This window comes from Streptomyces sp. NPDC020379 (genome assembly GCF_044387105.1).
Lineage (GTDB): Bacteria > Actinomycetota > Actinomycetes > Streptomycetales > Streptomycetaceae > Streptomyces.
This window is the reverse complement of sequence record NZ_JBIRVR010000023.1, coordinates 88610-114539: the sequence shown is the minus strand read 5'-3', so window position 1 is coordinate 114539 and position 25930 is coordinate 88610. Positions and strand designations below refer to the sequence as shown.

Genomic DNA, 25930 nt, shown 5'->3' with positions numbered 1-25930 from the left:
CCCCCGCCGGCCGCGGGGGTCACCACCCCCGCCGACCGCGGGGACGCACACGAGCCACGAGGACGGGACAGCCATGCCAACTTTCGACACACCTGACCCCATCGCCGTCATCCTCGAATTCGATGTCGGCATCGCCCGGATCACCGCGGGCAAGCGCACGGACACCGTCGTCGAGGTGCTGCCGGCCAACTCCGCCAAGGACGACGACGTACGGGTCGCCCAGCAGACCAAAGTCACCTTCGCGGGCGGCAAGTTGCTGGTGAAGGGCCCCAGGAAGCGCTCCGTGTTCGGCAGGAGCGGGGCGATCGAGCTGACCGTCGAGCTGCCGGCCGGATCGGACGTCCAGGGCTTCGCGCCCATGGCGGACCTCATCTGCGAGGGCGTCTTCGGGGACTGCCGGCTCAAGACCTCGCTCGGTGACATCCAGGTCGACCAGGCGGCCACCGTCAACCTCAGGACCAGCCACGGCGACATCCGCGTGGCCCGCGTGGCGGGTGACGCCGACATCGTCGGGGCGGGCCGGATCGAGATCGGCGAGATCGCCGGCGCGGCCTCGGTCAAGAACGGCAACGGCGACACGGAGATCGGCGAGATCGCCGGAGACCTGGTGGCGCGCTCGGCCAACGGCGCCATCTCGGTCGGCGTCGCACAGGGCGGGGTCGAGGCCAAGTCCGCCAACGGCGCCATCCGCGTCGGCGAGGTGGCACGCGGGAAGGTCACGCTCCAGGGCTCCACCGGCGACCTCGAGATCGGCATCCGGCGGTCCACCGCGGCCTGGCTCGACGTGAGCACCGGCGTCGGCACCGTGCGCAACTCCCTCGGCCCGGCCGAAGGCCCCGAGGACGGCGAGGAGACCGTCGAGGTGCACGCCCGCACCTCGGTCGGCGACATCGTGATCCACCGCGCCTGACCACCCGGCGCGCCCTCCCGGGGGCCTCTCCCGGCCCCCTTCCCACCGAAGGGATCCGACAGCCATGACGCTTCCTGCGGCGATCACCGCCACGGGACTGGTGAAGTCCTACGGCGACAAGAAAGTGCTCGACGGCATCGACCTGAGCATCGCCGAGGGCACGGTCTTCGCCCTCCTCGGCCCCAACGGCGCGGGCAAGACCACCACCGTGCAGATCCTCTCCACGCTCATCCCCGCCGACGCCGGTGAGGCGTACGTCGCGGGACACCACCTGACCCGCGAAGCGGACGCCGTGCGCACCGCGATCGGTGTCACCGGCCAGTTCTCCGCGGTGGACAACCTGCTCACCGCCGAGGAGAACCTGGCCCTCATGGCGGACCTGCATCACCTGGACCGCCGCGAAGGCCGGCGGCGCGCCGCCGAACTGCTGCGCCGCTTCGACCTGACCGACGTGGCCAGGAAGACCGCGAGCACCTTCTCGGGCGGCATGCGGCGCAAGCTCGACCTCGCCATGACGCTGGTCGGCGACCCGCGGGTCATCTTCCTCGACGAGCCGACCACCGGGCTCGACCCGCGCAGCCGGCGCACGATGTGGGAGATCATCCGCGGCCTGGTCACCGACGAGGGCGTGACCATCTTCCTGACGACGCAGTATCTGGAGGAGGCCGACCGACTCGCCGACCGCATCGCCGTCCTGGACCACGGGCGCCTCGTCGCCGAGGGCACCGCGGAAGAGCTCAAGCGCCGGATCCCCGGCGGCCACATCCAGCTGCGGTTCGCCGACCTCGGCGGACTCGACGCCGCGGCCACCCGCTTCGGCGCCGTGACGCGCGACGACGAGACGCTCACCCTGCGCGTCCCCAGCGACGGCAGCGTCCTCACGCTGCGCGCCGTCCTCGATGTCCTGGAGGCCGCCTCGATCGAGGCGGAGTCGCTCACCATGCACACCCCCGACCTCGACGACGTCTTCCTGACCCTGACCGGCAACTCCGCCAAGGAGGCGGTCCGATGAGTACGATCTCCTACGCCGTCAGCGACTCGATGACGATGCTGCGGCGCAACCTCAAGCACGCCCTGCGCTACCCCGCCATGACGGTCTCGGTCATCGCGATGCCGGTGGTCATGCTGCTGCTCTTCAACTACGTCTTCGGGGGCGCGCTCGGCGACGGCATAGGCGGCACCCCCACCGGCGGCAGCGCGTACATCGACTACGTCGCCCCCGGGATCATCCTGATGGCCGCGACCTCCGGTGCCCTGGCCACGGCGGTCGGCGTGTCCGTCGACATGACCGAGGGCATCGTCAACCGCTTCCGCACGATGGCGATCTCCCGTGCGTCCTTCCTGACCGGGCATGTCGTCGGCAGCGTGATCCAGACCATGGTCAGCGTCGCCGCCGTCATCGGTGTAGCGCTGCTCATGGGCTTCCGCCCCAGCGCGGGGCCGGCCGAGTGGGTCGCCGCCGTCGGCCTGCTCACACTGCTCATGTTCGCGCTCACCTGGTTGGCGGCCGCGATCGGCCTGGTCGCCAGGAACCCCGAGACGGCCAGCAACATCCCGCTGCCGTTCCAGTTCCTCCCCTTCGTGGGCAGTGCCATCGTCCCGCCGGAGTCCATGCCCACGGGGCTGCGCTGGTTCGCCGAGTACCAGCCGTTCACGCCGGTCATCGAGACGCTGCGCGGCCTGCTGATGGGCACGCACATAGGCAACAGCGGTATCGCGGCCGTCGCGTGGTGCCTCGGTCTGACGGCCGTCGGCTACTGGTGGGCGCGTTCGGTGTTCCGCCGGGTCAAGTGACCCGCAGGGGTGGAAAGGACCGTGAATGCTTCCTTCCGGACGGATGATCGATTAGTTTCGGTGGCCGGGGAGGACATCACGGTGCCCAACGGAAGCTTGCTCGCGGTCAGTGACCTGCACGTCGTCTACAAGGACAATCGCTCTCTCGTCGAACAGCTGCGGCCGAGAGCCGACGGCGACTGGCTGATCGTCGCCGGTGATGTCGCCGAGAAATACGCCGACATCGAGTGGGCACTCCGCCTCCTCGCCGGCCGCTTCGCCAAGGTCGTCTGGGCGCCGGGGAACCACGAGCTGTGGACCCACCCCAAGGACCCCGTCGACCTGCGCGGCGAGAAGCGCTATCTGCACCTCGTGGAGCTGTGCCGGAGCCTGGGCATCGCCACCCCGGAGGATCCCTATCCGGTCTGGCAGGGCGAGGGCGGCCCGGTGGCCGTGGCCCCGCTCTTCGTGCTCTACGACTATTCCTTCCGGGTGCCCGGCGCCGACACCAAGGAGGAGTCGCTGCGCCGCGCGTACGAGGCGGGAGTGGTCTGCGCCGACGAGCACTTCCTGCACCCGGACCCCTATCCGGGCCGCGACGACTGGTGCCGGGCGCGGGTGCGGTACACGGAGGAGAGGCTCGCCGCCGTCGACCCCGCCCACCGGACCGTGCTCGTCAACCACTGGCCGATGCTGCGGCACCCCACGGAGATCCTGCGCTACCCCGACTTCGCCCAGTGGTGCGGCACCGAGCTGACCGCCGACTGGCACCGGAGGTTCCGCGCGGCGGCCGTGGTCTACGGCCACCTGCACATCCCCCGCGTCACCTGGCACGACGGGGTCCGCTTCGAGGAGGTCTCGGTCGGCTATCCGCGCGAGTGGCGCCCCCGCCCTCCGCGTGAACCCCTGCGGCAGATCCTGCCCAGGCCGGCCGGCGAGCAGCGAGGAGCGGCCCGGTGATCGAGCGCATCCTGCCTTCCGAAACGGTCGCGGAGGAGAACTTCGGCCCGCTGCCCGACGATGTGGCGCACCTCCTCCTTCCCGAGGAGGCCGCCCACGTGGTGCGCGCGGTGCCCAAGCGGAAGGGCGAGTTCGCGACCGTACGGGTCTGCGCGCGCAAGGCCCTCGGACAGCTCGGCCTGGCGCCCGTGCCCCTGCTCCCCAACCGCCGCGGCGCTCCCGGCTGGCCCGCCGGCGTGGTCGGCAGCATGACCCACTGCGAGGGATACCGCGCGGCCGTCGTGGCGCGCGCGGCCGACGCCGTGTCCATAGGCATCGACGCCGAACCGGACGCTCCGCTGCCCGACGGTGTGCTCGACGCGATATCCCTCCCGGCCGAGCGGACGCGATTGGCCGAACTGGCCGCGCGGCGGCCCGAGGTGTCCTGGGACCGGATGCTCTTCAGCGCGAAGGAGAGCGTCTTCAAGACCTGGTATCCGCTCACGGCTCAGGAGCTCGACTTCAGCGAGGCGGAGCTCTCCTTCGACGCGGAGGGCGGGACGTTCTCGGCGCGCTTGCTGGTGCCGGGGCCTGTGGTCGGCGGATGCCGCCTGGAGGGTTTCACGGGGCGGTGGCTGGCGACTGAGGGGCTGGTCGTGACGGCGATAGCGCTGATGGCGGGTTCGCGATCCCCGGAGGGCGGGCTGAGGGAGTCTTCGGTGGGGTGCGTCTAGGGAGTGCGGGTCTTTCCCCAGCCGCGCCTCTCCCCGGCTGCGTTTCCCGCCCCTTCCCGGCTGCATTTGATGTGCGGCTCCGCCGCGTACGGGAGCGCGTGCCCCAGGCCCCCGAGCGCGAGTCCGTTGCCGCCTGCGGCGGGAGCGCCCTTCGGGCGCGTCCTCAATCGCCGGACGGGCTGGTTTTGGCTGATGTGGGTGCGTAGTTCAGCCTGTTGGGGGCACCTCTGCGGCCCCACGCGGCGGAGCCGCACAGCAGACGCAGCCGGGAAGAGCGGGAAGGGGCGGGGCCGGGGAAAAAAGATCAAGCCGAGTCCGCCGCATCCCCCACCGAATCCGCGCGAATCCCTCCGGAATCCGCCGCGCATGCCGTGTGTTCAGCCGCAGCCGCAGCCGCAGCCGCAGCCGCAGCCGCAGCCGCAGCCGCAGCAAATCCCGCCGCTGCCCGGCCGAATCCTCGTACGCCGAGCGGCCGTGCACGACCACATTGTTGTTGAGCAGCTGAAGATCGCCCGCCCGCAGCGTCATCTCCATACGGTTCTCGTCCCGCCCCGTGATGTCCTGGAACAACCGAAGAGCCCACTGTCCGATGTCACTCAGCGGAATCCCGGTCTTCGGAACCGCCGATTCGATGTAGTGGGTCATATAGAACCAGCAGCTCAACTCGCCGTCGAAGAAGCCGTATACGGGAGTGCGGTAATACGGAAGCTCCGATTCGCCCTCCTCCGTCCGGCGGTCGTACACGAAGCCGCGACAGTAGAGACCGAGCAGCTCGCGATGGTGGGTGAGCAGGTGGTTGGAGACGGTCATGGAGCTGGCGAGGGTGCTGACGCCGCCGCCCCGGCCCGCGCCGCGCAGGAGGCCCACGATGTCGGCGCTGCCGGTGTGGAAGGGCAGGGCGTCGTCGCGCGTGCGGTAGGCGCGGGTCCTGGGGTTGTCGAGGCCGCCCTCGCCGTAGTCCCTGACGTGCGCGATCAGTTCCCCGTCGGCGTTCCGCGAGACCGGGGTGCCCAGGTGCGGGGCGAGGCCCCAGTAGGCCGGCCGGGCGTCGTCCGGGGTCCAGTGTGCGGCGGGCAGTCCGCGCAGCACCGTGAATCCACGCCCGAATTCCAGTTCCTCGACGGCCCTTTTGAGAGTCTTGGTCGGTGTGGGGAGGGAAATCAGTGACCGTCGTGGCGGATAAGGGGAGTTCACGATTCCATACGGCGGTCAGTGCCGTGTCGAGCTCGCCCACCTCTTCCGGCGTGAGGGTCGCCACCTAGTCGTCCTCGCCGGTGAAGTCGGCGGACCGCCAGGCGCTCGGCCCGGTGACGGGTTCGGCGGGGATCTCGGTCAAACGGGCTCCACTCCGGCCGGAAGAAGCCGAATTCTCGTCGATCATGTGAGGAAGAAGGCGGTCGGGCAAGGGAGTTGATGCATCCCGCGCGGCGTGAACTCGATCACCTCCGCCTCCGATCCATGGCGTGGGCAGCTGTCCTCGTGGAAAGGTTTTCCCGAGGGCCACCGATTCCAAGTCCGTGCGGAGACAGTGCGACCGGCGACGCGCCGGCGTCGAGTCGACGACCGGCACAGCGACGGAGAAACAGTGACCAGGTCGAAGCGATTGCCCGTCCTCGTGACCGGCGCCGCCCTGCTCGGGGGCGTGCTGGCCGGCTGTGGTTCCGGTGGTGGATCTTCCGCTTCCGGCGGCACCGACACCCTGTCCGTCGGGCTCATCGCCGAGCCGGCGAGCCTGGACTTCACCACCACCGACGGCGCGGCGATCCCCCAGGCGCTGCTGGGCAGCGTCTACGAAGGGCTGGTCCGCCTCGACCAGCAAGGCAGGATCCAGCCGCAGCTCGCCGAGCGGTACGAGCGCTCCGACGACGGCCGGACGTACACCTTCCACCTCCGCCAGGGCGTGAAGTTCACCAACGGCGCCGACTTCACCGCCGACGACGTGGTGTTCTCGATCGACCGCGTCAAGAAGGACTGGAAGCTGAAGATCGCCCGCCAGATGGACGTGGTCGAGAAGGCGGAGAAGGCCGACGACCACACCGTCAAGGTCACGCTCGGCCGCCCCAGCAACGGCTGGCTGTTCTCGATGACCGAGCGCGTCGGCGCGATGTTCAGCCGCACGGGTGTGGGAGATCTCGCCAACCACCCCGTGGGCACCGGTCCGTTCGAGCTGGCCGAGCGGCGGCGCGGCGAGCGCATCGTGCTCGACCGCAACTCCTCCTACTGGGGGACCGCGCCCCAGCTGAGCAAGGTGACCCTGAAGTACTTCAAGGACGCCGGGGCGATGAACAACGCCATGCTCACCCACGGCATCGACGTCCTCGGCACGGTGCAGGCCCCCGAGTCCCTCTCCCGCTTCGCCGACACCAACCGCTTCCAGACCATCGAGGGCACCTCGACGGGCGAGGTGGTCCTGTCGATGAACAACGCCCGCGAGCCGTTCAAGGACAAGCGCGTCCGCCAGGCCGTGCGCTACGCCATCGACCACAAGGCGCTCGTCGACACCGCCCGCTCCGGCCACGGCAAGCTCATCGGCACCATGGCCACCCCCACCGACCCCTGGTACGAGGACCTCACCGGCGGCTATCCGTACGACCCGGCCAAGGCGAAGCAGCTCCTCAAGGACGCGGGCGCGGAGGGAAGGAGCCTGCGGCTGCGGGTGCCCAACCTGCCGTACGCCGTCTCCGCCGCACAGGTCGTGAAGTCCCAGCTCGACCAGGTCGGGCTGAAGACGGAGATCGAGCCGCTGGAGTTCCCCGCGCGCTGGCTGTCGGAGGTCTTCACCAAGGGCGACTACGACATGTCGATCATCGATCACGCCGAGCCGCGCGACCTGTGGACCTTCGCCGACAGCGGCTACTACTTCCACTACGACAACCCCGAGTTCGGCAGGCTGCTCAAGGAGGGCGACGCCGGGAAGCCGGCGGAGGAGACCGCCCGCTACCGCCAGGCGGCCCGGCTGCTGTCCGACGACGCGGCCGCCGACTGGCTGTATCTGATGCCCAACCTGATGGTCGCCGACAAGAACCTCACCGGCCTGCCGGTCAACCAGGTCGGCGAGGGCTTCGAGCTCACCGGTGTCCGCTGGGCCAAGAAGTGAGGCTGCTGCTGCGCAAGCTCGCCTCGCTGCTGATCAGCGCGGTGATCGCGAGCTTCGTGGTCTTCGCCTTCCTGGCCGTGCTGCCGGGCGACCCCGCCGAGGTGGCCCTCGGCACCAACGCCACGCCCGGCGCGGTGGCCGCACTGCGGCACGAATTCGGTACCGACCGGTCCCTGGCCGCGCAGTACCTCGACTGGGCCCAGGGGCTGCTGCACGGCGACTTCGGCACCTCCTATGTCACCCACGACCTCATCGGCCCCCGGATCACCGACCGCCTGGGCGTCACCTGCTGGCTGGCCCTGGGCGGCATGTGCGTCGCCGTGCTCCTCGCGCTGCCCGCCGGTGTGCTCGCCGCCGCCTGGCACCGCCGGGCCGCCGGGACGCTGCTGTCCGCGCTCAGCCAGGCGGGCATCGCCGTACCGGCCTTCCTCGCGGGCATCCTCCTCGTCTACGTCTTCGCGGTCCGGGCGGGCGCCCTGCCGGCGGGCGGCTACACCCCGCTCGCCGAGGACCCGGGCGCATGGGCGCGCCACCTCGTCCTGCCGTGCCTGTCGCTGGGCCTGGTGCAGGGCGCCGTCCTCACCCGCTATGTGCGCTCCGCCGTGCTGACCGTCCTGCACCAGGACTTCCTGCGCACCGCCCGCGCCAAGGGCAGGCGTCGCCGCGCCGCCCTGTGGCGGCACGGCCTGCCCAACGCGGCTGTCCCCGTGCTCACGGTGCTCGGCCTCCAGCTGAGCGCGGTGCTCGTCGGCGCCGTCGTCGTGGAGCGCGTCTTCGTCGTCCCCGGCCTCGGCGACCTGCTTCTCCAGGGCGTGGCCGACCGCGACCTGCTGTTGGTGCAGGGCGTGGTGACCGTCCTGGTGGTGGCGGTGCTCGTGGTGAACGTCGTGACCGACCTGCTCTACCACCTGCTCGACCCCAGGCTGCGGAGCCGCTGATGAGACACCGTGCCACGCTGACGGCCGGTGGCGCCCTGGTCGCCCTCGTCCTCGCCGCCGCGCTGCTCTCCCTGTTGTGGACCCCCTACGACCCCCTGCACGTCGACGCGGCCCACCGGCTGGCACCGCCCGGCGGCGGACATCCGCTGGGCACCGACCAGTTCGGCCGGGACGTCGCCAGCCGGCTGATGACCGGGGCCCGCACCACCGTCTTCGTGGGGGTGGTGGCCGTCGGCTTCGCGACGGTCCTCGGGGTGCCGATGGGCATCGCCGCCGGGATGTCCGAAGGATTCCTCGGGGCGCTGGTGATGCGGGTGAGCGACTTCCTGCTGGCCTTCCCCGCGCTGCTGCTGGCCATCATGCTGGCGGCCGTCTACGGCACCAGCACGCTCACCGCGATGACCGCCATCGGCATCGCCTCGGCGCCCGGCTTCGCCCGGGTGAGCCGGGCGGCCACACTGCGCGTCATGGCGGCCGAGTACATCGACGCGGCCCGGCTCGCCCGGCGTACCCGTGCGGCCATCGCCTGGCGGCACGTCCTGCCGAACATCCGGGACGTCGTCATCGTGCAGGTGTCCGTCGCCTTCGCCACCGCCGTGCTCGCCGAAGCCGCGCTGTCCTACCTGGGTCTCGGCACCCCGCCGCCCACGCCCTCCTGGGGACGCATGCTGCTGGAATCCCAGGAGCTGCTGTTCTCCAAGCCCGAGCTGTGCCTGTGGCCGGGGCTCGCCATCGCCGCCGCCGTCCTCGGCCTCAACCTTTTCGGTGACGGGCTGCGCGACCGCTTCGACCCCACGCTCGAAGGAGTCCGATGACCACCGCGCCCCTGCTGGAGGTCACCGGGCTGGGTGTGACCGCGGGCGGCGTGCCGCTCGTGCGCGACGTCTCCTTCTCCCTCGCGCGCGGGGAACGCCTCGGCGTCATCGGCGAGTCCGGCTCCGGCAAGACCCTCACCGCCCTCGCCCTGCTCGGCCTCCTCGACGACACCCTGCGGGCCACCGGCGGCGCCCGGCTGGACGGCGTGCCCTTCGACCTCGTGGGCGCCTGTGACCGCGACCTGTCGACCGTGCGCGGAAAGCTCGCCGGGATGGTCTTCCAGGAGCCGATGACCGCCCTCAACCCCGTGATGCGCGTCGGCCCGCAGATCGCGGAGACCCTGCGGCTGCACGGGTCCCGTGCGGAGCGGGCCGCGGCGCGGGACACGGCGGTGGGCCTCCTGGACCGCCTGCGGCTGCCCGATCCCGCCCGCGCGGCGCGCTCCTACCCCCACCAGCTCTCCGGTGGCCAGCGGCAGCGCGGCGTCCTCGGCATCGCCCTCGCCAACGACCCGGCCCTGCTGATCTGCGACGAACCGACCACGGCCCTCGACGTCACCGTGCAGAAGGACATCGTCGACCTGATCACCGGCCTGTCCGAGGAGCGCGGCACGGCGGTGCTCTACATCAGCCACGACCTCGCGCTCGTCGGCTCGGTGTGCCACCGCGTGCTGGTGATGTACGGAGGGCGCGTCGTGGAGAGCGGGCCCGTGCGGCGGGTGCTGTCCCGCCCGGCCCACCCGTACACCGAGGCCCTCCTCGCCGCGTGCGACCTCTCGCCCGGCGCCCGCCCGCGGGCGATCCCCGGGACCGTGCCCGCGCCCGGCGCGCTGCCGGAAGGCTGCGTCTTCCGGGACCGCTGCGCCTACGCGGACGACGCCTGTGCCGTACGCCCCGAACCCGTCGCGGACGCGGCGGGCGGCACCGTCGCCTGCTGGCACCCCCGCATCGGAAGCGCCCCGGCCGGGACCGTGCCGCCGTCGCCGGAGGCGCCCCGGGAGGCCGGGCGGGTGCTGCTCACCGCCCGGAACCTGACCCGCCGCTACGCCCGCCCGCGCGCCCGCCCCTTCGCGCCGCGCGCGTACGTCACCGCGCTGGAGGACGTCGGCCTGGAGCTGCGCGCCGGACGGCGCCTCGGCGTCGTGGGGGAGTCGGGCTCCGGGAAGACGACGCTGCTGCGCCTGCTCGCCGGGCTGGACCGGCCGACGTCGGGCACCGTGGAGGGCGCGGTGGAGGGCGCGGGCCGGGCGGCCCTCCAGGTCGTCTTCCAGGACCCCATGGGCTCGCTGGACCCGCGGATGCGCGTACGGGACATCGTCGCGGAGCCCTTGCGCGGCGCCGCCTCCGCCGGGCGGGTCGCGGAACTGCTCGCCGCGGTGGGCCTGCCCGCGGACGCGGCGGGCCGCTACCCCCACCAGTTCTCGGGCGGCCAGCGCCAGCGCGTCGCCATCGCCCGCGCGCTCGCCCCGGAACCCTCGGTGCTGCTGGCGGACGAGCCGGTGAGCGCGCTCGACGTCTCGGTGCGGGCACAGATCCTCGACGTGCTGAGGACGGTGACGGAGGAGCGGGGCATGGGGCTGTGCGTGGTGTCCCACGACCTGGGGGTGATCCGCTACCTGTGCGACGACGTGCTCGTGATGCGGCAGGGCCGGGTGGTGGAGCGGGGCCCGGTGGACGCGGTCTGGAACGACCCGCAGCACGCGTACACGAAGCAACTGCTGCGCGCGGTACCGGTGCTGGGGCGGAACCTCTCCGGCTGAGATCACGCCGATCCCGTGAGCGGGGAGGTCGGCACCCGGGCGCGGCTGTTGTCCTTGTCGGCCCCGCGCATGCTCGGGGCGAACGACCGCGCCCGGGTTGCCGCCGTCTCCCCAGATGATGTCGCCGCATCAGCAACCCAGTCAATCCTAAGAGTTGCCCCTACACCTTCAAGGAAAAGCTTAGGGTTGATCCATGACCCTCGACGACCTGAAGGTGTTCGTCATGGTGTGTGAGGCACGCAACCTCAGCGCCGTGGCGCGGGAGATGAAGTGCACGCAGTCCGCGGTGAGCCAGCACGTGCGCCGCCTGGAGAAGGAGGTCGGCCTCCCGCTGATGGAGCGCCGGCCGCGCGGCGTCGTGCCCACGCCGGCCGGCCGGATCCTCCGGCGCGCCGCCTCGGACAGCCTCACCGCGCTGTCCGAGGGCCTGCGGCTGCTCGACGAGCTGCGTACGGGCCACGGCGGTGGCGTCGTCATCGCCACCGGCGCCACGACGATCCGTAACTTCCTGGGCCCGGCCATCAAGGACTTCAGCCGCGCGTTCCCGGAGGTGGGCCTGGAGTTCCGCACCGAGCGCTCCAGCGGCCGCTGCCTGGACGTGCTGCGGGCCGGTTCCGTCGACCTGGCCTGGGTGACGATCACCCCCGGAGGTGACATCCAGGGCGTCGAGCAGCGGCCGGTCGCCAGCCTCGACTGGGTGCTGGCCGTACGGCCCGACGACCCGCTCGCGCAGGAGAGCGCGCTGCGCGCCGAGGACCTGGCCCGGACCCGGCTCATCCGGCCGCCCGCCGGCACGAGTTCGGGCCGGCAGGTGGAGCACTATCTGGGCGAACACGGCCTCCCGGCGCGCGCGACCACGACGCGGGCCACCGACTGGGACACCGCGCTGCTCCTCGCCGAACTCGGGCTGGGGCACGCGCTGATACCCGCGGTGCCGGGGCTGTTCGGCCAGGCCGGTGACGGCGTCCGGCTGATCCCCGTCAGCGGCATCCCGTCACTGGACGTGGGCTGGGCCGCCCGGCAGTGGTCGGCTCTCTCGCCCTCCGCCCGGGAGTTCGCGGACACGGTCACCCGGCACGTCGCCGACGCCTGACCCGTCCAGGGCGCACAGCGTCCCGTACGCGGCCTGCACGAAGGGGGCGAGCGGAGTGGGCGAGGTGTCGGCCAGGGCCGCGATCGCGCAGCCGGAGCGGGGCAGGAATCCGGCGAACGCGCTGAACCCCCGTGTGCCACCGGAGTGATGGAGCAGCGGTCGGCCGCCGCGCGGGCGGAGGTTCCACACGAGGCAGACACGGTGGCCGGTGCGGGGCAGGGCCAGCCGGGGGCGCTGCACGTCGGCGAGCGCGGTCCGGAGGCCGGGCGGTCCGGCGCGGTCGGGGTCGAGCAGGGCCAGCAGGCAGCGGAGCAGGTCGCGGGCGCTGGAGCGGAGGGCACCGGCGCCCGGCAGCCCGGGGACGAGCCAGGGCGGCCGCGGCCTGCCGTGCCAGTGGCCGGTGGCCTGGGGGCGGTACGGGTCGCAGTCGGTGTCGGACAGGCCGAGCGGCGCGAGGACGCGCTCGGTGAGGAGGTCCGCGTAGTCACCGCCCGCGGCGCGGGCCAGGACGTGACCCAGCAGCCCCACACCGTAGTTGGAGTAGCGCACCCGGGTGCCGGGCCGGTGGTGCAGCCGGGTGCGGGGGAGCGCGGCCATCAGGTCGGCGGAGGTGAAGGCGGCGTACGGATTGCTGAACCAGGCCGCGCGGGCCTCCCGGCCGATCAGCCCCGGCGGCAGCCGCGGCAGCCCCGAGGTGTGCGTGGCCAGGTGCAGCAGGGTGATCGGCGGACCGGGTACGACGTGTGGGAGATAGCGGTCCAGGGGATCGTCGTAGCGCACCTCCCCGCGGGCGACGAGCTCGGCGAGCAGCAGTGCCGTGAACGTCTTGGTCAGGGAGCCGACTTCGAAGCGTGTGCCGGGTTCGGCGGCCCCCCGGCACAGCAGCACGCACTCCTCGCCGCGCACCGCCGCGACGGCCACGGCACGCGCGCCGTCGGCGGCGCCCAACAGGGGCGTGAGAGCACGGTCGAGCGCCTCGCTCACGGCTCGCGCGCCGCGCGGGCGAGCGCGATGGAGCCCGCGACGGCGGTGACCACCACGGTGTGCTGGTGGTCCTTGAACCGCTGGTGGGGGTCGTCGTCCACGGGGTCGGCGTCCCGGGGCACGAAGCCGTCCTCGTGCTGGAGTGCGGCGATGGCTTCCCAGTCCGAGGGCTCGCAGTAGGGCTCGTCCAGGGAGGCGCCGACGATGAGCAGCTCCGCGACCAGGTCCCACTGCCCGACTTCGCGCCAGATGTCGATCCACACCGGCAGCCAGGTCCGTACGTACGCGGTGAGGTCCGGCGGCAGGCCGTGCGGGCGGCCGCCCCAGTCGGTGAGGTGGAAGACCGTGTGGGTCATCGCGTAGGCGGTGAACCAGTTGATCGCCCAGGGCTCCGGCGTGGCGCCCAGCCAGGTGGCGCGGGCGAGCGCGGCCCAGTCGGCGTCGTGGGCGAGCCCGGTGACACGGGCGGCGTTGGCGACGGCGAGCCGCCGGTTGGGCAGCAGCTCGACGCCGTCCACGGAGCGCAGCCGGGCGCGGTGGGCCAGCAGCCGGTCGAGGTCGGCGTGACGGTAGCCGCAGCGGACGAAGGGCGCGTACATCTCCAGCGGGTCGGTCATCAGGGTGTGCCGGAGCTGGCGCTCGTAGAGCATGTCGCCCTCGCGCAGCTGCTGCCAGGCGAAGTCCATCAGGGCTTGCGCGGCGATCAGTTGGCCGGGCCCGGCGACGCTGTCGCGCAGGATGAGGGAAGCGGCCAGAGCGGACTCGCCGAGCGGCTTGTAGACGCCGTCGGGATCGGTGAGTTCCTCGGTGGTGCCGGGTGGCAGGGCGCCGTGGGTGCGGTTGGCGTGCAGCCAGGACAGAGCCCGGTCGGCCATGCTGCGGGCCGCCGTGGCCACGGCTTCCGGAACCGTCATGTCCGTACCTCCTGCGTGCCCTGGTGGTGCCGTCCTTCGAGCAGGTGACGCGCGACGGCCAGGTCCAGGGCCGTCCGCGGGCTCTCGCCGCCCAGCAGCCGTACGTGTTCGAGCGCGAGCAGCGGTTCCAGCGGGAGCGGCACGCCCTCGTGGGCGAGCCACGCCAGCCAGCGGATCAGGCGCACCGCCGTGGGGAAGTCTCGGCGCAGGACGGAACGGGTGACGCCCCGGCTCAGCGGCAGGGCCGCGCCGCGGGCGGCGTCGTGCACCGGTCCTTCGAGGCCGGGGGTGGCGAGGGTCGCCAGCTGGGCCATGCGCACGGACCAGCGCTGCCAGTCCGCGGTGTCCGCGAGGGCGACGTCGCCCTCCGGCTGCGCGGCGTCCACGCACCAGGTGCCGTTCCCGCCCAGCCGGGCCAGCAGCTGTGCCGTCGCCCAGTCGCGCCAGGCGGCGGTCCGTTCGTCCACGGGGGCCGTGGGCCCGCTGCCCGGCAGCGGGAACGCCTCGAAGGAGCGGGCCACGGCGGCCGCGTCCTCGGCGTGGAAGGCCGCGCCGGCCAGGACGTACGGGGAGAAGGTGTCCGCACCGATCACCCGGATCGCGGCGAGGGCCGCCAGGGCGTCGGGGGCGCTGTCGATGTGGCGGGCGACGAGCGCCGTGCCCTTGGCGCCCCGAAGGGCACCAAGGACACGGATCGCCAGATCATCGGCCGCCGCGGCGAAATCCGCCCGCGAGCTCACTTGCCCTTCGGCTCCTTCGGCTCCTTGGGGGACAGGAGTGCCAGGAGGAGCAGAAAACCTCCGGCTTCGGGCGAGGGCAGTGGCGGATCGCTGACCGTGGCTTCCGGCTCCACCATCAGCGTGCCGATCGCGGCCGCCTCGGAGGGGGTTGCGACGAGTCGGAGGGTTTCTTGAGCGAGCATCATCGTCTCCTTGCAGCGGAATGTCATCACTTGTCCAGTGATGCCGGATTCGACTGTAAAAGGATCCGTGGGCATCCGCAGCTCGAGAGCAACCGGAAGAGGCAAACGGGGGACCGGGCGGGTACCCCCCGGAACCCCGTTATTGCGGGCAAAAAGGGAAGCGGCGAAGTAAAGGGGAAAAAGATGGTGGAGAGGGGGATGTTGTCGGTGATTCCATGAGAAATCCATCGTCCGGGTGAATCGCAGGGGCTTGTGTGTGGCGTGCTTGTCATTGCGGCATGGTCTGAAAATAGGCTGGCGCGCCATCGGCGGGGCCCTGGGCAAATGGGAGTGCTGCGATGACCACTTCGGACTCCGTGCGAACCTGTCCCTTCCGACACGACGAGGCTCTGGAACCGGACCCCTTCATGACGCGGATGCGGACGGAGGCTCCCGTCGCCCGGGTCCGCATGCCGTACGGCGAGGGCCGGTGCTGGCTGGTCACGAGCTACGACCACGTGCAGACGGTCACCTCGGACAGACGCTTCAGCCGGGCCGCGCTGGTCGGGATGGACTTCCCGCGGATCACCCCGGCGCCCATCGTCCAGGCCGAGGCGATCAACGTCATGGACCCTCCCGACCTCAACCGCGTGCGGAAGCTCATCGTCAAGGCGTTCACCACCAAGCAGGTGGAGGAGCTCAGACCCTGGACCCAGAAGACGGTCGACGCCCTGCTGGACGGCATGGAGGAGCACGGTGCCCCGGCCGACGTCGCCGACCACCTCGCGGGCCGGCTCCCGCTGATGACCATCTGCGAGCTGCTCGACATCCCCGAGCGGGACCGCAAGCAGCTGCGCGGCTGGGCGATGGCCATGATGTCCATGGCCGCGGAGGACAAGACCTCCGCGGCCGAGGCGAAGGCCGGCCTGCGGGCCTATTTCAGCGAGCTCGGCAAGGAGCGTCGGCGCAACCCCGGTGACGACCTGATCAGTTCACTCGCCACCGCGCGCATCGGCGACGAGATGCTCGACGAGAACGAGCTGGCGGTGCTCGCCATGCTGCTGGTCGTCACCGGACACGACACCACCACCTACGACATCAGCAACATCATCTACACCCTGCTCACCCACCCCAAGCACCTCTTGCAGCTGCAGGAGCGGCCCGAGCTTCTCCCGCAGGCCATCGAGGAGCTGCTGAGATTCATCCCGTTCCGCCAGGGCGTGGGCATCCCGCGGGTGGCCCTGGAGGACGTCGACCTCGACGGGACGACCATCAAGGCGGGCGACACGGTCCATGTGTCGTATCTGACCGCCAATCGCGACGAGATGGTCTACGAACACCCCGACGAGCTGGACTTCGAGCGCAAGGACCCCGCGGTCCACATGGCCTTCGGATACGGCAGTCACCACTGCCTGGGTTCCCACATGGCCCGCATGGTGCTCCAGGTCTCCATCGGCACCCTGCTCAACCGTTTTCCCGAACTGAGGCTGGCCGTACCGGCGGAGGAGGTGCAGTGGAACACCGTCTCCATCTGGCGTTATCCGCTCGCCCTGCCGGTCGCCTGGTAAGGAGCGGATCATGGCAACTCTGTGCAGGCCGTCCATCGCCGTCCCCGAGTACGTCATCACCCGGGAAGAAACCCTGGATCTCGCGCGCACGCTGCACGCGGACCACCCTCAGCTGGGCCTCGCCCTGCGGCTGATCGGCAACACCGGGGTGCAGACCCGGCACCTCGTGCAGCCCATCGAGGACACCCTCAAACACCCCGGCTTCACCGCCCGCAACGCCCTCTACGAGATCGAGGCCAAGTCCCGGGTGCCCGACGTGATCCGGCAGGCCCTCGACCACGCCGAGCTCACCACCCGGGACATCGACCTCATCGTCTACGTCTCGTGCACCGGCTTCATGATGCCGTCGATGACGGCCTGGATCATCAACACCATGGACTTCCGGTCCGAGACCCGGCAGCTGCCCATCGCTCAGCTCGGCTGCGCCGCGGGGGGCGCGGCCATCAACCGCGCCCATGACTTCTGCACGGCCTACCCGGCGTCCAACGTGCTGATCGTCTCCTGCGAGTTCTGCTCGCTCTGCTATCAGCCCACGGACCTCGGCGTCGGCAATCTCCTCTCCAACGGCCTCTTCGGCGACGCCCTCGCGGCAGCGGTCGTCCGGGGCGAGGGCGGCTCCGGCGTCCGGCTGGAGTGCAACGGCTCCCACCTGGTGCCCGACACCGAGGACTGGATCTCCTACGGCGTCCGCGACACCGGCTTTCACTTCATGCTCGACAAGCGGGTGCCCGGCACGATGGCCATGCTCGCCCCCGCCATGCGGGCCATGGCCGAGCCCTACGACTGGGACATGTCCGGCCTCGACTTCTACGTCGTCCACGCGGGCGGCCCCCGGATCCTGGACGACCTCTGCACCTACCTGGACCTCCCCTCGGAGATGTTCCGCTACAGCCGCGCGACGCTCACGGAGCGGGGCAATATCGCCTCGGCGGTGATCTTCGACGCGCTGGAGCGGCTCTTCCTGGACGGCGGGGCGGCGGATGGCGCACGGGGGGTCATCGCGGGGTTCGGCCCGGGAATCACGGCGGAGATCGCACTGGGGACGTGGTCGCGGTCGGAGGCGGCGGTGCCTGTGGCTTGAGGCGGGGTCGGTGCGCCGGTCCCGAACTGGGGCGCGTGCCCCGGGCCCCCGGCTGTCCCGCTGTTGCCGCCTGCGGCGGGGGCGCCCTTCGGGCGCGTCCTCAAACGCCGGACGGGCTGGATATCCAGCCCGTTGGGGGCACCTTCCAGCGGTAGCCGGGGGAGATTGAGGACGCGCCCGCAGGGCGCTGGGGTCCGGGGTCTCCCCGGTTTCGGGAAGGGGCGGGCAGGGGAAAGGCCCGCCGCAGGCGCACCCCGCCCGCCCCCGTCGCTGAGGCCCCGCAAGAAATCACACCCCGTACCCGCGAAGCACCGGCTCCCCGAACACATCGTTCAGCGGCCCAGGCGAAGCCACCCGCTCACTCACCAGGTGATACAACGCCCCCTCCCACAGAGGAAACACCGGCAGCGCCGAAAGAAGCAGCGCCTCCGCCTCCCGGTACACCGCCAGACGCGAAGCCGCGTCCGGCACCCCTCGCGCCCGCGCGAGCAACCGCTCGACAGAGGCATCCCTGTACCCCGCACTCCGCAACAGCGGAGCCACCGCACTGTCCGCGGACAGGAAATCGACCTGCCAGTTCAGCCGGAACGGACCGTCCAAACCTGGAAGTCCGGAGAGAAAAGAGGACCGTTCCGCCGGCACGGCCACAGCCGGGACGCCCAGTCCCGCCCCCACCCCCGCCGCCAGATCGGCCGCCCACCCCTCATGCCCCTGCCCGGCGGGATAGCGGAAGACGAAGCGCGGCAGCGGCACCGCCCCCCGCGACGCGAGGAGCCGGCGCGCCCCGGCGGGGTCGTAGGGGATGACGGGCGGCGGCGGGGCCGCCGGGTCCAGGACCGCTGGCAGGACCCGGTGGGCGACGGGGCGCGTGCCCGCGAAGTGTCCGCGGCCGATCGCCGCACGGTCCACGCACATGGCCACCGCCCGCCGCACCACCGGATCGTCGTAGGGCGGCACGCCGGTGGGGAAGGCGAGGAAGGTGACCATGGGGTTGGGCGTGACGCGGAAGCGCGGTCCGCCCTCGCGCGCCGCCACGTCGATCCTGGTCGGCGGCACCTCGGTCACGTCGACCTCGCCGCGCAGGAACTCCTCGTGGGCCGTGGCCAGATCGGGGTCCGTGCGGAAGGTGATCCGCGCCGCCCGCCCGGCCCCGCCCGCCGGGTGCGCGGCGTTGGCGGCGTAGTAGCCGTCGAACCGCTCGACGGTGAGCTCCTCGCCCGGCCGCCAGGGCTCCGTCAGACGGTACGGGCCGTTGCTGACCGGGCGCAGGGCGAACCCGGCGGGGTCCGCCTCGGCCAGTTCGGCGGGTACGGGCGCGGTCGCCCGGTGGCTGAAGACGGCCGCGATGTCGTGGAAGGGGCCGGTCAGCCGGATCTCCAGCAGCAGCTTCCCCAGGACGCGCACCCCGCTGAGCCGGGCGCTCCGGCCCGCCCGTACGTCCTCGTACCCCTCCACCACCGCGAGGTGCTCGGCCAGTTCGGAGCCGGTCTCCGGCGCGACCACGCGGGAGAGCGCGTAGTGGTAGTCCTCGGCGGTCACCTCGCGGCCGTGGTGGAAGCGCACGCCGGGGCGGAGCGCGAAGCGTACGGAGAGCCCGTCCGGCGCCACTTCCCAGCCGCTCGCGGCGGCGGGGGCGAGCCGGCCGGTGGCCGGGTCGCAGTCCACGAGGGGGTCGGCGATGACGCCCACGATCAGCGCGCCGTCGTGCTCGAAGGCGGTGCCGGGGTCGATCGCGGACGGCATGCCGAGGCGGACCCGCAGGGTGCCGTCGCTCATCGCGCCGGGGCGGGGGTCACGGCCGCGGTCTCCAGCCGGTAGCGGGCGATGCCCTCCAGCACGGCGCGGCGGACGGTCGCCTCGTCGGGCCCGCGCAGCAGGAAGCGGCCGCCCGCGTGGTCGTAGCCGCCCTCGCCGTCGAAGACCTGCCCGGGGGCCGGCAGCGCCTCCCCGTAGAACTCGGGTATCGCCTCGACCAGGGAGTTGCGGCTCAGGACGCGCCGTGGCCACGGCTTCGGTTCGGGGAAGACCAGCCAGCCGCCGCCGACCCCGGGGCCGGGCTGGGTGAGCTCGGCCGGCGGGGTCATCGGGGGCAGGCCGACCGCCGCGCGCACGGACTCGGCGTAGAGGTCGATGCCGAAGATGTCGCGGTGGACGAACGGCACCCCGGCCCCGCCCGGCCGCAGGCCCACCTCCAGGAACACGTGCTCCCCCGCGGGGCCGACGATCACCTCAAGGTGGAACGGGCCGTCCCACAGCTCCAGGGCGTCCAGGCAGTCCGCCGCGAAGCCCATCAGGGCGTCGCGCCGCGGACCCGGGTCGAGGAGCACGGAGCCGAGCGGCAGGCCGCGGGTGAAGTCCAGACAGGTGTTGACGTACGCGGAGGCGGTGGCGAAGTGGAAGTGCCCGTCGCGGCGGATGCCGTCCACGTGGTGGATGGCGCCCTCGACGTACTCCTCCGCCTCGTAGCCGTCCCGGTCGACGCCCTCCAGGGCCTCCTCCAGCTCGCGCTCGGTGCGCACGAGCAGCACGCCCTTGGCCGAGGCGCCGTCGCGCGGCTTGAGGACCATCGGCAGGCCGAGCTCGTCGGCGAGGGACTTGGCGTGCGAACCGGCGTCCAGCGCGCGGTACTTCGGCGCCCGCACCCCGGCCATCCGGATCCAGCGCTTCATCCGCGTCTTGTCGCGGAACCGCAGGACGTACTCCGTCTTCCGGCCCGGCGCGCCGAGCGCCTCCCGCAGCCGGGCCGCGGTGATCAGGTCGAACTCCGACAGCCCGATGATCCCGGCGAGCGGGCCGTGTGCCTCGACGATGCGGCGGGCGGCGGGCAGCAGTGTGTCGTACGCCATGTCCGCGACGACGACGGTCTCGACGGCGCCGTCCCGGTCGAGGGGCGCGAGCGCGTCGGCGGTGGCCAGATAGGCGAGCCGGAAGCTGCCGGGCGGGACGAAGCGGTGGTACTCGCCGAATTCGTCGTCGAACCGGTTGAGGACGAGGAGCAGCGGGGCAGTGTCCTGCCCGGATGACTGTGCGTTCACGGTGGCGTTCCCCAGTGGTGGTGTCCGGCGTTCGGTCAGTGGTCCCAGCGGATCAGGGCGGGCAGGGCGATCAGGGTGACGAGCAGGGAGAGGGCGCCTCCGACGAGCCAGGGGGAGACCAGGCCGAAGGAGTTGGCGACGAAACCGCCGACGAGCGAGCCCAGCGGCATGGCGCCCCAGGTGAGCATGCGGGCGGCGCCCGACACCCGGCCGAGCAGCTCGGCGGGCACCAGCCGCTGGCGTACGGACTGCACCACCACGACCCACAGCGAGACGCTGACGGAGAAGACGGTGAACAGCGCCACGACGGTGACCGGGCTGCGGCCCACCAGGCCGATCGCGAGCCACATCAGCGAGCAGGCGGTCTGCGCCCCGATGGCCGTCAGCCGGGGCCCGGCGCGGGCGACGACGCGGCCGCCGACCATCCCGCCGACGACCCCGCCGATCGCCATGGCCGCCAGCAGGACGCCGTAGCCGCGGTCGCCCACGTGCAGCTCGTCGTGGGCGAACAGCACCAGCGTCGACAGCGCCATGGCCTCGCAGAACATGGCCGCCCCCGCGACCAGCGAAAGCGTGCGCAGCAGCCGGTGGCGCAGCAGCCAGCGCAGCCCGGCGACGATCTCGGCGGACAGCTTCTGGCCGTCGGCCGGGCGCGGCTCCCGGGCGGGGGTGCGGATGCGCTGGATGAGCAGGACGGACAGGGCGAAGGTGAGGCTGTTCAGCCAGAACGGCAGCGGCGCGGCGAACGCGAACAGGGCCGCGCCGAGCGGCGGTCCGGCGAACTCGCGGGCCACCGTCTCGCTCGCCACCAGCCTGCCGTTGGCCCGCTCCAGATGACGCTCCGGCACGACGGCGGCGATGACGGTCTGGCCGGCGGTGGTGAACAGCACCTCGGCGGAGGCCACGCCGAACGGCAGCAGGAAGAGCATCCAGATCCGCGTGAGGCCACTGGAGACGAGGACGGCGATGACCGCCACCAGCAGCGCCTGCGTGATCTGCGCGCCGAGCATCAGCCGGCGGCGGTCCATCCGGTCGACGAGGGCCCCGCCGACCACCGACAGCAGCAGCCAGGGCAGCGTGGCCGCGAAGGCGACGCCGGAGATCAGCCGGGGATCGTCGGTGAGGCTCTTGGCGGCCAACGGCAACGCGGCGACGAGCGCGCCGTCACCGAGCGGCGCGATGAGGCTGGCGGACCAGAGGAAGCCGAAGTCTCTGCCTATGCGGTTGTCCTGGACGGGTGGGGATGCGGTCTGTTCCAAAGGTGTCGTCCTCGGGGGCTGGATGATGGGGGTGCCCCCAATGGGCCGGATCTTCGAGCCAGTCCGGCGTTTGAGGACCGGGCTCCGGGGCGGAGCCCCTCACGCGGCGGAGTCCTTCACGTGGCGGAGCCGCCATCAGACGCAGCCGGGAAGGGGCGGGACAGGGGAAAAGGCGCCGGTCAAGCGAGCCGCACCGCGTCCCCGATCGCGTTCCAGCGTGCAACCGCCTCACCGTAGGACTCCGCTTGGAAGATGACATGTCCCAGCAGACTCCGGAAGTCCTCCGCGGGCGGAACCTCTGCCCCCCGCTCGTAATAGAGCGAGACATCGAGCACATCGTCCGCGGCGGCCAACTCCTCCAGCCCCACGAGCCCGTTGAAGGACCGCACCCCCGACTCCGCCACAAAACACCGCATCGCCGCGCACTTCGCCCGCGGCGCCGAGAAGACGCCCAGCTCGGCGGGGTCGAGCCCGGTGTACGCGGCCAGCATGACGCGGGTCAGGGAGACGCCCGTGACGAGCTCCACGAGCTGGGGAATAGAGTGCCCGGCGAGGCGGGCGCCGATCTCGATCAGCACGGGATCGCCGTCGGGCAGGCGGAGTTCGCAGTGGAAGGGGCCCAGGGTGACGCCCAGCGCGCGGCAGACGTCGGTGACGTACGCCTCGACGGCGGCCCGCACGGGCGGCTCCAGCTCATGCTGGACGATCATGCCGAGCTCCACGAAGTAGGGCTCGGCACCCAGGAGTTTGGAGGTGACGGAGACGATGGTGACCTGGCCGTCGAGCACGTACCCCTCGACGCTGACCTCCGGCCCGGCGACGTACTCCTCCAGAAGCACAGGCCCGTCGAGGCCGCGGCCCATGTCGGTGCGCGGGTCGGTGCGTATCCAGTCGTACGCCTGGCGCAGCTCCCGCGCGCTCTCCACCCGTGTGACGTGGATGCTGCCCGCCGAGCGGGTGGGCTTGAGGACCGCGGGAAAGCCGGCCCGGGCGGCGGCCGCGTCCAGGCCGGCGGCGTCGGCCGCCTCGGCGTAGCGCGGCACCCGCAGCCCGGCGGCCCGCGCCCGGTCGCGCATGACCGCCTTGTCCCGGAGCGCCTCCACGCCGGCCACGGGCAGGCCGGGCAGCCCCAGCCGGCCGGCGAGCCGGGCGGCCGTGCCGACATAGAACTCGAAGCCGGGCACGATGCCCGCGAACGGCCGCTCGCGATGCAGCTCCGCCACCGCCCCGTACAGCGCCGGCTCGTCGTTGGTGTCCACCACGACGAGTTCGTCGATGTGCTCACGCAGTGGCCCGGGAATGCGCCGGTCGTCACGGTCGTAGGAGGCGACGACGAGCTCGAAGCCGAGCGCGCGGGCCTCGACGAGCAGTTGATTTCCGGACGACATGGGCTCGACGACCAGAATGCGGATACGGGATCGGGGCAGCGGTTCGGTCATTGCAGTGGCTCTCCGGGACATCGGTGGCGGCGGCCCGGTACGGGTCGGGGCCGCCGCTGTGCGTTCACTGGCCGGAACAGCGGTGCCGGTGCGCCGGGCACCGTCAGGCGGAAACGGCCTCACGGGCGCCGACGGTGACCTCGTAGAGCTCGGCGAAATAATCACCGATGAGGTCGATGAAGGTGGTGAGGTAGATCTCGGCCTTTTCCGGTGTGCTGAAGTTCTCCACCGCGCGGGACACGGTCCGGAACATCAGCTCGTCGTGGTCGTGCTGTTCGTCGAAGGCGATGTGTGCCTGGGTGCCGTGCACGTATTCCTTGCCGAATTCCTCGGCGGCCTTGTCGGTGATGACCGGGTTGTAGCGGTCCGAGTACCACTCGACGAACCAGTCCCAGATGGTGGTCGGGGCCGGGCCCGCGTGGTCGGCCTCCAGCCGCAGGTAGCCCATCAGCTTGGCGGTCGAGATGAGCACCGGGGTGGCGTCCAGCTGCTCGATCGTCAGACCGAACTTCTGGAGGTCACGGGTGAACATGTTCTCGTGCCCGAATTCCTCGGCCAGGTAGCGGGCCAGCTTCGCGGCCAGCTGATCGTCCTTGGAGCCGACCTTGTAGAGGGCGTAGCTGTCCACCTCGTTGTTGAGGCGGATCCGCAGCACGGTCTCGGTGATGTGGCGGATGTAGTAATCCCGGTCGATCCACTCGCCGCGGTGCAGCTCACGCATCTTCGGGACGCGCTTGAACTGCTTCTCCAGCAGCTCGGCGGCGAGGGATTCAAGGCGATCACGTTCGAGCTTGGGCATGTTTCTTTACAGCCTTTCGAGGGTGATTCCACCGGGCGGCAGGAAAGGCCGGGACCAGCGTCATCAACGGAATGGGAAGGGCCGTGCAGAATTTCTTTTACCAGTATGAAACATGGGTGGCGCGCTTCAAATAGCCAATTGGCAAGGCTTGGCCTGCCCTAGGCGAAGACCGGGCTCCGGTTCTCCGGGCGCTCGGTGGCCCCGGCCTCCGAGGTCCGCGCGACCTCGTCGAAGGCGCGGGCCAGCCGCCGGACGCCGTCCCGCAGCGTGTGCTCGTCGAGCGTGAACGGCAGCCGCAGCCTGCTGTCGTAGGTGCCGCCGGTGCCGAACCTCGGGCCGCTCAGCAGATGAACCCGGTGCCGCTCCGCGGCAGTTGTCAGCGCGCTGCTGACGGCCGCGCCCAGGTCGACCCACAAGGTGGTCCCGCCGCTCGGGAGCGGATACCGCCAGCTGGGCAGATGCCGGTCGAGTGCCGAGGCCAGGGCCGCACGGCCGGCCCGGAGTGCCGCTCTCCGCCCGGCCAGCAGCTCGTCCGCCGAGGCCATCAGCCGGGCCGCGAGCACCTGGTCCGGCACCGAACACGTCGTCCCCAGCCCGCTGTTGAGCACCGCGAGCCGGTGCACGGTCGAGGTCGCCGCGCGGATCCAGCCCACCCGCACACCGTCCCCGGTCACCGCCCGCGCGGAATCGATCAGCGCCACGGTGCCCTCGGGGGCGTGCGCGGCGAGCGACTCGGGCATGCCGCCGTCGTCCAGCCGGAGATCGGCCGCGCTCTCGTCGGCGACCAGGAGCGTGCCGGTGCGCAGCGCGGTCCGTACGAGAAGGCGGCGCTCCTCGGTCTGCATCACATGTCCGGTCGGCTGCTGGAAATCCGGGGTGAGCAGCGCCAGTTGGGGCCTGGTCTGGTGCAGCGCGGCGCCGAAGAGCTCGATGTGCCAGCCGTTCGCCCCCAGGCCCACGGGCCACGGGCGGGCGCCGTGCAGCCAGATCGCGTCCATGACGTGGGGTGCCGCGGGCGATTCGATGAGGACGCGCTGCGCGGGCCGGGCCCGCAGCCGCAGCATCAGCTGCCAGCCGTGCCCGGCCCCCTGGGTGATCAGGATCTGCGCGGGCGAGGTGGGCAGTCCGCGCGCGGTGTAGCGGTCGGCCACGGCCCGCCGTAACTCCGGCAGCCCGTACGGCTCATGGCTCCGGTCGGCGAACGCCCTGGCCACGGCCGGGGCGATGGAGTCCAGCGCCCGGCCGAGATGCTCGTCGGGTACGGGCAGGAGGTCGGAGGCGAAGTCTGCCGCCCAGCCGGTGGCGGGCCTGCACCACTGTGCGGCGGGGCAGGGCGAGGCCGTCTCGGGACCGTCCGCCGTCGGCTCCGGCAGCGCGATCACGGTGCCGGAACCCCGCGCGCTGCGCAGCCGGCCCTCGGCGCGGAGCATGTCGTACGCCTTGGTGACGGTGGTGCGGCTGATGCCGAGCTGCCCGGCGAGGGCCCGTTCAGGGGGCACCCGGGTGTCCGGCGACAACTGGCCCTCGCGGATGAGGATCCGGACGCGCCGCGCCAGCGCGTCGTACGCGGGACCGCGCGAACGCCAGTCACCCAGGAGGCGTCCCATCTGCCCTGGGCTCATCACGTGCACTATCTCTGCCACTGTGTGCCATTCGGGAAGGGCCGGTGCGTCCGCGCGGTCGTCCGAGGTCCTTCGGCCCGCCCACCGGAACGCACAGGAGGTGTCCCGCTATCCGGGTTCGGTAGCAGGTGGAGCCTGGCGAATGGGGCTTTCGGCACACAGCGGGGCCGGATAGTGGCGTGGGGGGCGGCCCTGCCGGTGCGGTGACGGAGTGCCGAAGGCAGTGGCGGAACCGGTACGGCGACCAAGTCGCGATCTGACGCGAGCCC

24 protein-coding genes are annotated in these 25930 nt (G+C 71.9%); 12 read left to right on the top strand and 12 right to left on the bottom strand.

Annotated features, from left to right (window positions below; translation table 11 throughout):
- Positions 1 to 73 precede the first annotated feature (73 nt).
- The 5 genes from ACH427_RS26305 to ACH427_RS26285 all read left to right on the top strand — a co-directional run bounded on the left by ACH427_RS26305 (position 74) and on the right by ACH427_RS26285 (position 4356).
- Positions 74 to 910, top strand: a complete 837-nt coding sequence (locus ACH427_RS26305) for a DUF4097 family beta strand repeat-containing protein (RefSeq protein ID WP_398873175.1) — start codon at positions 74 to 76, stop codon at positions 908 to 910.
- Between the two features lie 64 nt (positions 911 to 974).
- The gene (locus ACH427_RS26300) at positions 975 to 1922 is read left to right on the top strand and encodes an ATP-binding cassette domain-containing protein (protein ID WP_398873173.1); all 948 of its coding nucleotides are present in this window, start codon (positions 975 to 977) and stop codon (positions 1920 to 1922) included.
- Positions 1919 to 2704: an ABC transporter permease gene (locus tag ACH427_RS26295; protein ID WP_398873171.1), complete on the top strand. Its 786-nt coding sequence runs from the start codon at positions 1919 to 1921 to the stop codon at positions 2702 to 2704. Before ACH427_RS26300 ends, ACH427_RS26295 begins: the two co-directional genes overlap by 4 nt.
- Positions 2705 to 2785: 81 nt before the next feature.
- On the top strand, positions 2786 to 3643 hold the full coding sequence (locus ACH427_RS26290; RefSeq protein WP_398873200.1) for a metallophosphoesterase family protein: 858 nt from the start codon (positions 2786 to 2788) through the stop codon (positions 3641 to 3643).
- Positions 3640 to 4356 carry a 4'-phosphopantetheinyl transferase gene (locus tag ACH427_RS26285; protein WP_398873169.1) on the top strand — a complete coding sequence of 239 codons (717 nt, stop codon included), beginning with the start codon at positions 3640 to 3642 and terminating at the stop codon, positions 4354 to 4356. The genes ACH427_RS26290 and ACH427_RS26285 overlap by 4 nt, the downstream gene beginning before the upstream one ends.
- Before the next feature lie 207 nt (positions 4357 to 4563).
- Here ACH427_RS26285 and ACH427_RS26280 read toward each other — a convergent pair whose 3' ends face one another.
- Positions 4564 to 5550 (bottom strand): TauD/TfdA family dioxygenase, encoded by a 987-nt coding sequence (locus ACH427_RS26280; RefSeq protein ID WP_398873167.1) that lies wholly within the window; start codon positions 5548 to 5550, stop codon positions 4564 to 4566.
- 64 nt (positions 5551 to 5614) lie between these two features.
- Entirely contained in the window at positions 5615 to 5737 is a 123-nt protein-coding gene (locus tag ACH427_RS26275) for a hypothetical protein (RefSeq protein WP_398873165.1), read from the bottom strand.
- Between the two features lie 204 nt (positions 5738 to 5941).
- Here ACH427_RS26275 and ACH427_RS26270 point away from each other — a divergent pair, with 204 nt between their 5' ends.
- The 5 genes from ACH427_RS26270 (at position 5942) to ACH427_RS26250 (ending at position 12059) form a co-directional block, all read left to right on the top strand.
- Complete coding sequence (locus tag ACH427_RS26270) at positions 5942 to 7453, top strand: ABC transporter substrate-binding protein (RefSeq protein ID WP_398873163.1); 1512 nt, start codon at positions 5942 to 5944, stop codon at positions 7451 to 7453.
- The gene (locus ACH427_RS26265; protein WP_398873161.1) at positions 7450 to 8391 is read left to right on the top strand and encodes an ABC transporter permease; all 942 of its coding nucleotides are present in this window, start codon (positions 7450 to 7452) and stop codon (positions 8389 to 8391) included. The genes ACH427_RS26270 and ACH427_RS26265 overlap by 4 nt, the downstream gene beginning before the upstream one ends.
- Entirely contained in the window at positions 8391 to 9206 is an 816-nt protein-coding gene (locus ACH427_RS26260) for an ABC transporter permease (RefSeq protein ID WP_398873159.1), read from the top strand. The genes ACH427_RS26265 and ACH427_RS26260 overlap by 1 nt, the downstream gene beginning before the upstream one ends.
- The gene (locus tag ACH427_RS26255) at positions 9203 to 10966 is read left to right on the top strand and encodes a dipeptide ABC transporter ATP-binding protein (RefSeq protein WP_398873157.1); all 1764 of its coding nucleotides are present in this window, start codon (positions 9203 to 9205) and stop codon (positions 10964 to 10966) included. Before ACH427_RS26260 ends, ACH427_RS26255 begins: the two co-directional genes overlap by 4 nt.
- A gap of 193 nt (positions 10967 to 11159) precedes the next feature.
- On the top strand, positions 11160 to 12059 hold the full coding sequence (locus ACH427_RS26250) for a LysR family transcriptional regulator (protein WP_398873155.1): 900 nt from the start codon (positions 11160 to 11162) through the stop codon (positions 12057 to 12059).
- Here the strand turns inward: ACH427_RS26250 and ACH427_RS26245 are convergent.
- From ACH427_RS26245 to ACH427_RS26230, 4 genes are read right to left on the bottom strand one after another with little or no spacing between them, the layout of a single operon-like run.
- Entirely contained in the window at positions 11961 to 13043 is a 1083-nt protein-coding gene (locus ACH427_RS26245) for a serine hydrolase domain-containing protein (protein WP_398873153.1), read from the bottom strand. The two genes, ACH427_RS26250 and ACH427_RS26245, sit on opposite strands and share 99 nt — an antisense overlap.
- Complete coding sequence (locus tag ACH427_RS26240) at positions 13040 to 13957, bottom strand: DUF6895 family protein (protein ID WP_398873151.1); 918 nt, start codon at positions 13955 to 13957, stop codon at positions 13040 to 13042. Before ACH427_RS26240 ends, ACH427_RS26245 begins: the two co-directional genes overlap by 4 nt.
- On the bottom strand, positions 13954 to 14697 hold the full coding sequence (locus tag ACH427_RS26235) for a hypothetical protein (protein WP_398873149.1): 744 nt from the start codon (positions 14695 to 14697) through the stop codon (positions 13954 to 13956). The genes ACH427_RS26240 and ACH427_RS26235 overlap by 4 nt, the downstream gene beginning before the upstream one ends.
- A complete protein-coding gene (locus ACH427_RS26230) occupies positions 14694 to 14879 on the bottom strand; it encodes a hypothetical protein (RefSeq protein ID WP_398873147.1) in 186 nt (61 codons plus the stop codon). The genes ACH427_RS26235 and ACH427_RS26230 overlap by 4 nt, the downstream gene beginning before the upstream one ends.
- A 338-nt stretch (positions 14880 to 15217) precedes the next feature.
- Between ACH427_RS26230 and ACH427_RS26225 the strand changes: the two genes are divergently transcribed.
- Both ACH427_RS26225 and ACH427_RS26220 read left to right on the top strand, forming a co-directional pair.
- Entirely contained in the window at positions 15218 to 16426 is a 1209-nt protein-coding gene (locus tag ACH427_RS26225; RefSeq protein WP_398873145.1) for a cytochrome P450, read from the top strand.
- Between the two features lie 10 nt (positions 16427 to 16436).
- Positions 16437 to 17507 carry a type III polyketide synthase gene (locus ACH427_RS26220; protein WP_398873143.1) on the top strand — a complete coding sequence of 357 codons (1071 nt, stop codon included), beginning with the start codon at positions 16437 to 16439 and terminating at the stop codon, positions 17505 to 17507.
- Positions 17508 to 17795: 288 nt separating this feature from the next.
- Here the strand turns inward: ACH427_RS26220 and ACH427_RS26215 are convergent, their stop codons facing one another.
- The 6 genes from ACH427_RS26215 to ACH427_RS26190 form a co-directional block, all read right to left on the bottom strand.
- Positions 17796 to 19283, bottom strand: coding sequence for an ABC transporter substrate-binding protein (locus ACH427_RS26215; protein ID WP_398873141.1), 1488 nt, complete (start codon positions 19281 to 19283; stop codon positions 17796 to 17798).
- Entirely contained in the window at positions 19280 to 20542 is a 1263-nt protein-coding gene (locus tag ACH427_RS26210) for an acetyl-CoA carboxylase biotin carboxylase subunit family protein (RefSeq protein ID WP_398873139.1), read from the bottom strand. Before ACH427_RS26210 ends, ACH427_RS26215 begins: the two co-directional genes overlap by 4 nt.
- 35 nt (positions 20543 to 20577) lie before the next feature.
- Complete coding sequence (locus ACH427_RS26205; protein WP_398873137.1) at positions 20578 to 21801, bottom strand: MFS transporter; 1224 nt, start codon at positions 21799 to 21801, stop codon at positions 20578 to 20580.
- Between the two features lie 179 nt (positions 21802 to 21980).
- Positions 21981 to 23240, bottom strand: coding sequence for an ATP-grasp domain-containing protein (locus ACH427_RS26200; protein WP_398873135.1), 1260 nt, complete (start codon positions 23238 to 23240; stop codon positions 21981 to 21983).
- Between the two features lie 103 nt (positions 23241 to 23343).
- A complete protein-coding gene (locus ACH427_RS26195; RefSeq protein WP_398873133.1) occupies positions 23344 to 24039 on the bottom strand; it encodes a hypothetical protein in 696 nt (231 codons plus the stop codon).
- Between the two features lie 158 nt (positions 24040 to 24197).
- On the bottom strand, positions 24198 to 25661 hold the full coding sequence (locus ACH427_RS26190) for a PLP-dependent aminotransferase family protein (RefSeq protein WP_398873131.1): 1464 nt from the start codon (positions 25659 to 25661) through the stop codon (positions 24198 to 24200).
- Positions 25662 to 25930: the final 269 nt, after the last annotated feature.

Coding starts and splice junctions, on each gene's coding strand:
- ACH427_RS26305 (WP_398873175.1), top strand. CDS start 74: ATGCCAACTTTCGACACACCTGACCCCATCGCCGTCATCCTCGAATTC.
- ACH427_RS26300 (WP_398873173.1), top strand. CDS start 975: ATGACGCTTCCTGCGGCGATCACCGCCACGGGACTGGTGAAGTCCTAC.
- ACH427_RS26295 (WP_398873171.1), top strand. CDS start 1,919: ATGAGTACGATCTCCTACGCCGTCAGCGACTCGATGACGATGCTGCGG.
- ACH427_RS26275 (WP_398873165.1), bottom strand. CDS start 5,737: ATGATCGACGAGAATTCGGCTTCTTCCGGCCGGAGTGGAGCCCGTTTG.
- ACH427_RS26260 (WP_398873159.1), top strand. CDS start 8,391: ATGAGACACCGTGCCACGCTGACGGCCGGTGGCGCCCTGGTCGCCCTC.
- ACH427_RS26255 (WP_398873157.1), top strand. CDS start 9,203: ATGACCACCGCGCCCCTGCTGGAGGTCACCGGGCTGGGTGTGACCGCG.
- ACH427_RS26250 (WP_398873155.1), top strand. CDS start 11,160: ATGACCCTCGACGACCTGAAGGTGTTCGTCATGGTGTGTGAGGCACGC.
- ACH427_RS26240 (WP_398873151.1), bottom strand. CDS start 13,957: ATGACGGTTCCGGAAGCCGTGGCCACGGCGGCCCGCAGCATGGCCGAC.
- ACH427_RS26230 (WP_398873147.1), bottom strand. CDS start 14,879: ATGCTCGCTCAAGAAACCCTCCGACTCGTCGCAACCCCCTCCGAGGCG.
- ACH427_RS26225 (WP_398873145.1), top strand. CDS start 15,218: ATGACCACTTCGGACTCCGTGCGAACCTGTCCCTTCCGACACGACGAG.
- ACH427_RS26220 (WP_398873143.1), top strand. CDS start 16,437: ATGGCAACTCTGTGCAGGCCGTCCATCGCCGTCCCCGAGTACGTCATC.
- ACH427_RS26215 (WP_398873141.1), bottom strand. CDS start 19,283: ATGAGCGACGGCACCCTGCGGGTCCGCCTCGGCATGCCGTCCGCGATC.
- ACH427_RS26200 (WP_398873135.1), bottom strand. CDS start 23,240: ATGACCGAACCGCTGCCCCGATCCCGTATCCGCATTCTGGTCGTCGAG.
- ACH427_RS26195 (WP_398873133.1), bottom strand. CDS start 24,039: ATGCCCAAGCTCGAACGTGATCGCCTTGAATCCCTCGCCGCCGAGCTG.
- ACH427_RS26190 (WP_398873131.1), bottom strand. CDS start 25,661: ATGAGCCCAGGGCAGATGGGACGCCTCCTGGGTGACTGGCGTTCGCGC.